Here is a 10,644-nt window from a genome sequence, read left to right as displayed (position 1 = left end):
CTGCAATGGATGCAGGAGGCCTATGGCCTGGATGCCAGCGACACGGTGCTGCAAAAGACCCCGTTCAGCTTCGACGTGTCGGTGTGGGAATTCTTCTGGCCGCTGATGACCGGTTCGCGCCTGGTCGTCGCGGCGCCTGGTGATCACCGTGACCCCGCCAAGCTGGTCCGCCTGATCAATGCCGAACATGTCACCACGCTGCACTTCGTGCCCTCGATGTTGCAGGCGTTCCTGCAGGATCCGGCGGTGTCGAGTTGCCAAAGCCTGCAGCGCATCGTCTGCAGCGGTGAAGCCTTGCCGGTGGACGCCCAGCAGCAAGTCTTCGCCAAACTGCCGCAAGCCGGGCTCTATAACCTCTACGGCCCGACCGAAGCCGCCATCGACGTGACCCACTGGACGTGCGTCGACGAAGGCCGCGACGCGGTGCCGATCGGCCGTCCGATTGCCAACCTTGGGTGCTACATCCTCGACAGCAACGTCGAAGCTGTGCCGGTTGGCGTGCTGGGCGAGCTGTACCTGGGCGGTATCGGCCTGGCCCGCGGTTACCACCGCCGTGCGGCACTCACCGCCGAACGGTTCGTCGCCCACCCGTTCATCAAGGGCGAGCGCCTGTACCGCACCGGCGACCTGGCGCGTTATCGCGAAGATGGCGTGATCGAGTACGCCGGGCGTATCGACCATCAGGTCAAGCTGCGCGGCCTGCGTATCGAGCTGGGTGAAATCGAAGCGCGCCTGCTGGAGCACGACTGGGTGCGTGAGGCTGCCGTGTTGGCGGTCGACAGCAAATACCTGGTGGGCTACCTGGTGTTGCACAATGCCGGCGATGACTGGCGCGATGTACTGGGCGCTCACTTGGGCCAGCATCTGCCGGACTACATGGTCCCGGCGCAGTGGGTGCTGCTGGAGCAAATGCCCCTGAGTCCCAACGGCAAGCTGGACCGCAAGGGCCTGCCCAAACCCGAAGCTACCCACCCCTACGAAGCGCCGCAGAGTGCGCTGGAGCAGCAGATCGCCGCGATCTGGGCTGACGTGCTGGGCGTTGAACAAGTGGGTTTGAACGACAACTTCTTCGAGCGTGGGGGGGATTCGATCATCTCCATTCAGGTGGTCAGCCGCGCCCGTGCCGCCGGGATCCATTTCACCGCCAAGGCGCTGTTCCAGCATCAGACTGTACGCAGCCTGGCCCGCGTGGCGCAGTTGCAAACAGCGCAGGTGATCGACCAGGGCCCAGTGCAGGGCGAGACGCCGTTGCTGCCTTTCCAGCAACTGTTCTTCGAGATGGACCTGCCGGACCGCCACCACTGGAACCAGTCCTTGCTGCTGGCGCCACGCCAGCCGATTCTCGCCGAACCGTTGGAAGCTGCGCTGCAAGCGCTCACCCGGCACCACGATGTGCTGCGCCTGAGCTTCAGCCAGCAAGCCGAGGGCTGGACCGCGCGGCATGATGCGCAACCTGCGACCTTGCTATGGCAGGCGAGCGTGCAGCACACCACCGAGCTGCAAGCCCTGTGCGAGCGCGCCCAGCGCAGCCTCGACCTGCAACAAGGCCCGTTGCTGCGTGCGGTACTCGCCGAGATGGCTGACGGGTCCCAGCGCTTGTTGCTGGTCATGCACCACCTGGTGGTGGACGGTGTGTCCTGGCGGGTGTTTCTTGAAGACTTGCAAAGCCTGTATCGCCAACAGCCGTTGCCGGCCAAGACCACCTCGTTCAAGGCCTGGGCCGAGCGTCTGCAGGCCTATGCCCGCAGCGCAGCGATACAGCCGCAAAAACACTTCTGGCTGCAACAGCTCCAGGGTGTGTCGACCGACCTGCCGTGCCGGGATCCAAGCGGCGCACGTCCCGGTCGCCTGGCGCAGACCGTGGTCAGCCAACTGGACGCCGAGCACACCCGGCAACTACTGCAACAGGCGCCTACGGCCTATCGCACCCAGATCAACGACTTGCTGCTGACGGCCCTGGCGCGGGTGATCTGCCAGTGGACCGGGCAGGCTTCCAGCCTGATCCAGTTGGAAGGCCATGGCCGCGAAGACCTGTTCGACGACATCGACTTGACCCGCACCCTCGGCTGGTTCACCAGCCTGTTCCCGGTACGCCTGATCCCGGCCGAATCCCTTGCCACCTCGATCAAGCAGATCAAGGAGCAACTGCGCGCGGTGCCGGACAAAGGCCTGGGCTTCGGCGCGCTGCGCTACCTGGGCGACGAGGCCACGCGCCAGGCGTTCAGTGAGTTGCCGGTGCCACGCATCACCTTCAACTACCTGGGCCAGATCGACGGCAGCTTTGACTCGCCAGACGTTTTGTTCGGGCCCGCGACGGAAAGCGCGGGTGCCGAGCAAAGCCCGGACGCGCCCCTGGGCAACTGGTTGACACTCAACGGCCAGGTGTTCGGCGGCGAGCTGCACATGGGCTGGACCTTCAGCCCGCTGATGTTCGAGGCGTCGCAGATCGACGCCTTGAGCCAGGCGTTTACCCGCGAACTGAAAGCGTTGGTCGAGCACTGCTGCACCCCGGGCAACCGTGGCGTGACGGCTTCCGATTTCCCGTTGTCGCGCTTGAACCAGCAGCAACTTGAATCCTTGCCATTGGCCGCCGAGGCCATTGAAGACATCTACACCTTGTCGCCCATGCAGCAAGGCATGCTGTTCCACACCCTGTACGAACAGGCGGCGGGTGATTACATCAACCAGATCCGCGTGACCGCGGAGGGCCTGGATGTGGCGCGATTCCAGCAGGCGTGGGATGCCACCGTGCGCGCCCACGACGTGTTGCGCAGTGGGTTCTTCTGGGAAGGCCAGCTGGAATGGCCGTGCCAGGTGGTGTACCGCGAAGCCCGGTTGCCGATCGAACACCTCGATTGGCGCGCGATGCCGGAGCGTGAGCTGGCATTGCAAAACCTGCAGGAAACCCAGCGTCGCCAGGGGTTTGATTTGGCCAAGGCCCCCCTGGTACGCCTGGTGCTGGTGCGCACCGACGAGCAACGCCACGAGCTGATCTACACCCACCATCACATCCTGATGGACGGCTGGAGCAATTCGCGGCTGTTCGGTGAAGTGCTGCAGCGTTATGCCGGCGTGGCGGTGCCTGAAGCAGCCGGGCGCTATCGCGATTACATCCGCTGGTTGCAACAGCGTGATGGCGCTGCGACTGAAACCTTCTGGCGCGAACAGTTCAGTGCACTGCAAGCGCCGACGCGCCTGGGCAGCAGCCAGCCGATGGCGGCAGACGGGCACGGCGAACACCAACTGAGCCTGGATCGCCCGCTGACGGATCGCCTTGAAGCCTTCGCACGTCGCAACAAGGTGACGCTCAACACCCTGATCCAGGCGGCGTGGCTGGTCCTGTTGCAGCGTCATAGCGGGCAATCGGTGGTGGCCTTCGGCGCCACTGTGGCCGGGCGTCCGGCTGACCTTGTGGGGGTGGAGCAACAGATCGGCCTGTTCATCAATACCTTGCCGGTGATCTGCGCCGTGGATGGCCAGCACACCGTGGCCGACTGGTTGCAGGCGGTGCAGGCGCAGAACCTGGCCTTGCGCGAGCATGAGCATACCGGGCTGTACGATATCCAGCGCTGGGCCGGGCAGGGCGGTGAAGCCTTGTTCGATAACATTCTTGTGTTCGAAAACTACCCCGTGTCCAAGGCCCTGGAACAAAGCGGTGGCAGCGGCATCCGTTTTGGCCTGCCGGAGTCCCGCGAGCAAACCAGCTTCCCGCTGACGGTGCTGGTGGACGTCGGTGACACGCTGTCGGTGCAGTTCAGCTTTGCGCGTGCGCATTTTGACGCACGCACGGTGCAAACCTATGGCCGCCATCTGGTCAATCTGCTGCAAGCCATGCTTGAGGGCGGCCAGCAGCGCCTGGGCGACCTGGCAATGCTCGATGTGGCTGAACGTCAGCAGGTGCTACAGGATTGGAACGCCACGGCGCGGGACTACCCATTGCAGCACTGCGTGCATCAACGGATTGAAGAGCAGGTGGCGCGCACACCAGACGCCGCGGCCTTGGTGTTTGCCGAGCAGCGCTTGAGCTACGCCGAACTGAACCGCCGCGCCAATCGCCTGGCTCATCGCCTGATCGAAGCCGGGGTAGGCCCGGATGTGCTGGTGGGCCTGGCGGTGGAACGCTCCGTCGAAATGGTCGTGGGCCTGCTCGCTGTGCTCAAGGCCGGTGGTGCCTATGTGCCGCTGGACCCGGAGTACCCGCGTGAGCGCTTGGCCTACATGCTGGAAGACAGCGGCGTGAAACTGCTGTTGACCCAGGCCCATCTGCTTGATCAGTTGCCGATCCCGGATGGACTGGAAAGCCTGGTGCTGGGTGACTCGGCCTTTGAGGCCTACAGCGACGCCAACCCAGGCATCGCGCTGGACGGCGAAAACCTTGCCTACGTGATCTACACCTCGGGCTCCACCGGCCAGCCGAAGGGCGCGGGCAACCGTCATTCGGCGTTGCTGAACCGCCTGCAATGGATGCAGGACGCCTATGGCCTGGACGTCAGTGACACGGTGCTGCAAAAGACCCCGTTCAGCTTCGACGTATCGGTGTGGGAGTTCTTCTGGCCCTTGATGACCGGCTCGCGGCTGGTGGTTGCCGCGCCCGGAGATCACCGTGACCCCGCCAAGCTGGTTCGCCTGATCAATGCCGAACACGTCACCACGCTGCACTTTGTGCCGTCGATGTTGCAGGCGTTCCTGCAGGACGCCACGGTTGCGACCTGTCACACCCTGCACCGCATCGTGTGCAGCGGCGAGGCCTTGCCGGTGGACGCCCAGCTGCAAGTCTTCGCCAAGCTGCCGCAAGCCGGGCTCTACAACCTCTACGGCCCGACCGAAGCCGCGATCGACGTGACCCACTGGACCTGCGTGGAGGAAGGCCGCGACGCGGTGCCGATCGGCCGTCCGATTGCCAACCTTGGGTGCTACATCCTCGACAGCAACTTCGAACCGGTGCCGGTGGGTGTATTGGGCGAGCTGTACCTGGGCGGCGTTGGCCTGGCCCGTGGTTATCACCGCCGTCCTTCCCTGACCGCCGAGCGTTTTATCGCGCATCCGTTCATCAAGGGCGAGCGCCTGTACCGCACCGGCGACCTGGCGCGTTATCGCGAAGATGGCGTGATCGAGTACGCCGGGCGTATCGACCATCAGGTCAAACTGCGTGGCCTGCGTATCGAACTGGGTGAAATCGAAGCGCGCCTGCTGGAGCACGACTGGGTCCGTGAGGCCGCCGTGCTGGCCGTCGATGGCAACTACCTGGTGGGCTACCTGGTGCTGCACAACGCCGGCGATGACTGGCGCGATGTGCTGAGTGCACACCTGGCTCAACACTTGCCGGACTACATGGTCCCGGCCCAATGGATGCTGCTGGAGCAAATGCCCCTGAGCCCCAACGGCAAGCTGGACCGCAAGGCCCTGCCTGCGGTGGACGCCAACCTGCAAGCCCGGGAATACGTCGCCCCGCACAGCGAGCTGGAGCAACAGATCGCCGCCATCTGGGCCGAGGTACTGGAGGTCGAGCGGGTGGGCATGCACGACAACTTCTTCGAACTGGGCGGGCACTCCCTGCTGGCCACGCAGGTGGTGGTGCGCCTGCGCGAGCAGTTGCATGCCGAATTCGACGTCAAATCGATTTTCACCACCCCGACCCTGGCCGATTTCAGCGCCCATGTGGCCGCCCGGCAGACAAATAATTCGCCGGTGCAAGACGCATTGGCTAAATCCTTGGAGGCCCTCAAACGTCTATCAGCAGAAGATTTGGATAAATTGATTTCCTGAGGGGCGTGGCGTGCAAGCATTAATCGAGTCGGTAGGGTCACTTTCGGCGCAACAAAAGAAAGCGTTGGCGGTAATGCTCAAGCAGCAGGGCATCAACCTGTTTGAGATTGCCCCGGTTTTCAAGCGCCAGGAAGGTGAGCCCCTTCGGATCTCTTATGCTCAGGAGCGGCAGTGGTTCTTGTGGCAGTTGGAGCCGCAGAGCCCGGCTTACCACCTGCCGCGCGCCTTGCGCTTGAAAGGTCGCCTTGACCGGGCGGCCTTGCAGCGCAGCTTCGATAGCCTGATCGCCCGCCACGAAAGCCTGCGTACTTACTTGCATCAGGATGTCGATCAGGTGCTGCAGGTGGTCAGGCCCGAGTTCTCGCTTGAAATCGCCTTTGAAAGCGCTGATGCCGCGCAGCTTGAACGGCGGGTGCAAGCAGAAATCGCCAAGCCCTTCGATCTGCTACAAGGCCCGCTGCTGCGGGTCAAGTTGCTGCAATTGGCACCCGATGAGCACGTGTTGGTGTTGGTGCTGCACCACATCGTCTCCGATGGCTGGTCGATGCAGGTGATGGTCGACGAGTTGGTGCAGTCGTACCTCGCGCACAGCCAAGGCCGTGATGTGCGCCTGCCGGACTTGTCGATCCAATACCCGGACTACGCCCTGTGGCAGCGCAGCTGGATGGAAGCCGGCGAAAAAGAGCGTCAGTTGGGCTATTGGTGCGAGCAGTTGGGCGGTGAGCAACCGGTGCTCGAACTCCCGCTGGATCACCCGCGTCCGGCCGTACAGAGCTATCGCGGTGCACGGCTCGACATGGGCCTGGACGCGGTACTGGTCAACGGGCTCAAGGCGTTGGCCCAGCGCGAAGGCGTGACGCTGTTCATGTTGCTGCTGGCGTCCTTCCAGACCTTGTTGTATCGCTACAGCGGGCAGTCGGATATCCGCGTCGGCGTGCCGATTGCCAACCGTAATCGCGCGGAAACCGAGCGGTTGATCGGCTTTTTCGTCAATACCCAGGTGCTCAAGGCCGATATCGACGGGCACGTGACCTTCAGCCAGCTGCTGGCCCAGGTCAAGCAACGTGCCTTGGAGGCCCAGAGTCATCAGGACCTGCCGTTCGAGCAATTGGTCGAAGCTTTGCAGCCCGAGCGCAGCCTGAGCCATAACCCGCTGTTCCAGGTGATGTTCAACCACCAGACCGAAGGCCGCGGGCCACGTGGCGAGCAGCAGTTGCCAGGCCTGGGCGTGGAGGCGCTGGAGTGGGACAGCCAGAGTGCGCAGTTCGACCTGAGCCTGGATACCCAGGAGTCGCCCGAAGGCATCTGGGCCTCGCTGACCTATGCGACCGACCTCTTCGAGGCGGCGACCGTGCAACGTATGGCCGAGCACTGGCAACAGTTGTTACGGGCGGTGGTCGGGCGCGCCGGTAATCGTATTGCACAGCTCGGGATGCTGGTCGATGACGAGCAACGCAAGCTGTTGCAAGACTGGAACCGCAGCGCGGCGGCGTTTGAAGACGTCGTGGGCGTTCACGGCTTGTTCCAGGCCCAGGTCCGGCAGCGGCCCGATGCGATTGCCCTGTGCCTGGACGACCAGTCCATCAGCTATGCCGAGCTGAACCGCCAGGCCAACCGTCTGGCCCATCACCTGATCGGCCTGGGTATTGGCCCGGAAGTGTTGGTGGGGGTGGCGGTCGAGCGCTCGTTCGACATGGTGGTCAGTCTGTTGGCAGTGCTCAAGGCCGGCGGTGCTTACGTGCCGCTCGACCCGCAATACCCGCGTGAACGTCTGTTGCATATGCTCGAAGACAGTGGCGTGCGCCTGGTGCTGACCCAGGCCCAGGTGGCGATGCCATTGCCTGAGGGCATGGCGACGGTCGATCTGGCGGATGCGCGCCTGGCGTTGTGCCCTGAGAGCGATCCGAAGGAGGCGGTTGCCGCGCAAAACCTGGCCTACGTGATCTACACCTCGGGGTCCACCGGCAAGCCTAAGGGTGTGGCGATCAATCATGCGGCGCTGACCGAATTCTCCAGTATTGCCGCCGGTTACTCGCAGTTGAGCGCCGAAGACCGGGTGCTTCAATTCGCTACCCTGAATTTCGATGGGTTTGTCGAGCAGTTGTACCCGGCGCTGACCCATGGCGCCACGGTTGTCCTGCGCGGCCCGGAGTTGTGGGACAGCGCTCGGCTGTACGACGAAATCATTGCCCAGGGCATCACCCTGGCCGACTTGCCAACCGCCTATTGGAACCTGTTCCTGCTCGACTGCCTGGCCGCGGGCCCGCGCACCTATGGCGCGCTGCGCCAAGTCCATATCGGCGGCGAAGCCATGCCGCTGGACGGTCCGGCGCAGTGGCTCAAGGCCGGGCTTGGCCATGTCCGCTTGCTCAATACCTACGGCCCTACGGAAGCCACCGTTGTGTCGAGCGTGTTGGATTGCACGGCAGGCTCCGAGCTGGTTGGCGCCACCGCCAGCCCGATTGGCCGTTCGCTGCCAGGTCGTGCGCTGTATGTGCTGGATCGCGATGTGAACCTGGCGCCGTTGGGCGCCGTGGGCGAGCTGTATATCGGCAGCAGCTGCGGCTTGGCGCGTGCCTATATGAACCGTGCAGTGCTGACGGCCGAGCGTTTTGTACCGGATCCTTTTGGTGAAGCCGGCGAGCGCCTGTACCGCACCGGAGACCTGGCGCGGTACCGGGCCGATGGTGTGATCGAGTACGTGGGCCGGGTTGACCATCAGGTAAAAATTCGCGGCTTTCGCATTGAGCTGGGGGAAATCGAAGCGCTGCTACTGGCCCAGCCGAACGTGCGTGAAACCTTGGTATTGGCCGCCGATAACCAGCTTGTGGCCTATCTGGTGGCCGAACAGAACGAGGCCGAGGCGCTCAAGTCGGTCCTGCGTGAACAGCTGCCGGACTACATGGTGCCTGCGCACCTGATCTTCCTTGAGCGCATGCCCTTGAACCCGAACGGCAAGCTCGACCGGCAGGCGCTGCCCAAACCCGATGCCCGTCAATCTCAGCAGGTGTGGGTCGCGCCGGTCACCGAACTGGAGCAACAGGTCGCCGCCGTCTGGGCAGACATTCTCGGGGCCGAGCGGGTGGGGCTGACCGATCACTTTTTCGAAATGGGCGGGCACTCGCTTTTGGCCATGCAGGTGGTTTCGCGCCTGCGCCAGGTATTGGGCCGTGAAGTTCCACTCAAGCTGGTCTTCGAGCAACCGCGTCTCGAAGGTTTCGCCACCGCTCTGCAAGTATTGGAAGCGCGCGAAGGTGAGCAGGCGCCCCCCTTGCTAGCGGTCGGTCGCGAACAACCGCTGCCGCTGTCTTACGCTCAGGAACGCCAGTGGTTCCTGTGGCAACTGGACCCTCACAGTGCCGCATACCATATCCCCAGTGCCCTGCGCCTCAAGGGCACTTTGGATACCTCGGCACTGCAACGCAGCTTCGATGCCCTGATGGCCCGTCATGAGAGCCTGCGCACCTGTGTGCAGGAGCAACCGGACGGGGCACGGCAGGTGATTCTGCCTGACGCCGCTTTGCCGATCAGGCTGGAGCTGGTCGACGAGGCTGGCTTGCAGGCGCAGGTCGAAGCCGAGATCGCTTGTCCATTTGATTTGCAGCAAGGGCCGTTGCTGCGTGTGACCTTGCTGCGCCTGGCCGAGGACGATCATGTGCTGGTGCTGGTGCAGCATCACATCGTGTCCGATGGTTGGTCGATGCAGGTCATGGTCGAAGAACTGGTGAAGTTGTATGCGGCGTTCAGCCAGGGCCAGGCGCCGCAACTGCCGGATATGCCGATCCAGTATGCCGACTATGCCGTGTGGCAGCGTGCCTGGATGGACGCCGGCGAGAAGGTCCGTCAGCTGGATTACTGGCGTGACTTGCTCGGCGGTGAGCAGCCGGTGCTGGAACTGCCGTTCGACCATCAGCGCCCGGCTCAACAGAGTCATCGGGGGGCGCGCCTGGACGTGTCGTTGCCAGCGGCACTGGCCGCTGATCTAAAAGCCCTGGCCCAGCGCGAAGGTGTGACGCTGTTCATGCTGTTGCTGGCTTCGTTCCAGGCCTTGCTGCACCGCTACAGCGGGCAGCAGGATATTCGCGTGGGCGTGCCGATCGCCAACCGCAACCGCGTGGAAACCGAGCGCCTGATCGGCTTCTTCGTCAACACCCAGGTGCTCAAGGCCGATATCGATGGGCAGACCACCGTTGCGCAGTTGCTGGCCCAGGTCAAGCAGCGTGCGTTGGACGCCCAGGCGCATCAGGACCTGCCCTTCGAACAACTGGTAGAGCACCTGCAGCCCGAGCGTAGCCTGAGCCTCAACCCACTGTTCCAGGTGATGTTTAACTACCAGGCCGAAGGGCGTCGAGGTGACGAACCACAGGCCCTGGCCCACTTGCGCATCGAAGGATTGGCGTGGGACCGGCGTACTGCGCATTTCGATCTTGACCTGGATGTCCAGGAGGAGGCAGACGGGCTCTGGGCGTCACTGGGGTATGCCACCGACCTGTTTGAAGCTTCTACCATCGAGCGCATGGCCGATCACTGGCAGAACGTGTTGCAGGCGATGGTTGCCGACCAACAGCAACCCATCAGCCAATTGAGTCTGCTGGGCCAGGCTGAGCAACACCATATCCTGCAGCTGTGGAACCAGACCGACGCGGGTTTCCCGGCCAAGCGCCTGGTCCACGAACGAGTCGCCGATCGCGCCCGGGAAACACCGACGGCGGTGGCGGTGAAGTTCGACGCGCAAACCCTGACCTACGGCGAGCTGGACCGCCAGGCCAACCGCCTGGCCCATGCGCTGATAGCGCGCGGCGTCGGCCCGGAAGTGCGCGTGGCCATCGCCATGCCGCGCAGTGCCGAAATCATGGTGGCGTTCCTGGCGGTAATGAA

At 63.6% G+C, this 10,644-nt stretch carries 2 protein-coding genes; both read left to right on the top strand.

Annotated elements, in window-relative coordinates:
* Nucleotides 1–5,766: non-ribosomal peptide synthetase (locus tag CQ002_RS27910; RefSeq protein ID WP_256589537.1), on the top strand; the 5,766-nt coding region annotated here is incomplete at its 5' end.
* Nucleotides 5,767–5,839: 73 nt separating this feature from the next.
* On the top strand, nt 5,840–10,644 hold a 4,805-nt coding region (locus CQ002_RS27905; RefSeq protein ID WP_146117491.1), incomplete at its 3' end, for a non-ribosomal peptide synthetase.

Source organism: Pseudomonas sp. MYb13 (assembly GCF_002980075.1).
GTDB classification, from domain to species: Bacteria; Pseudomonadota; Gammaproteobacteria; order Pseudomonadales; family Pseudomonadaceae; genus Aquipseudomonas; species Aquipseudomonas lurida.
The sequence above is the reverse complement of the archived record's forward strand: the minus strand, read 5'-3'. Positions and strand labels throughout refer to the sequence as shown.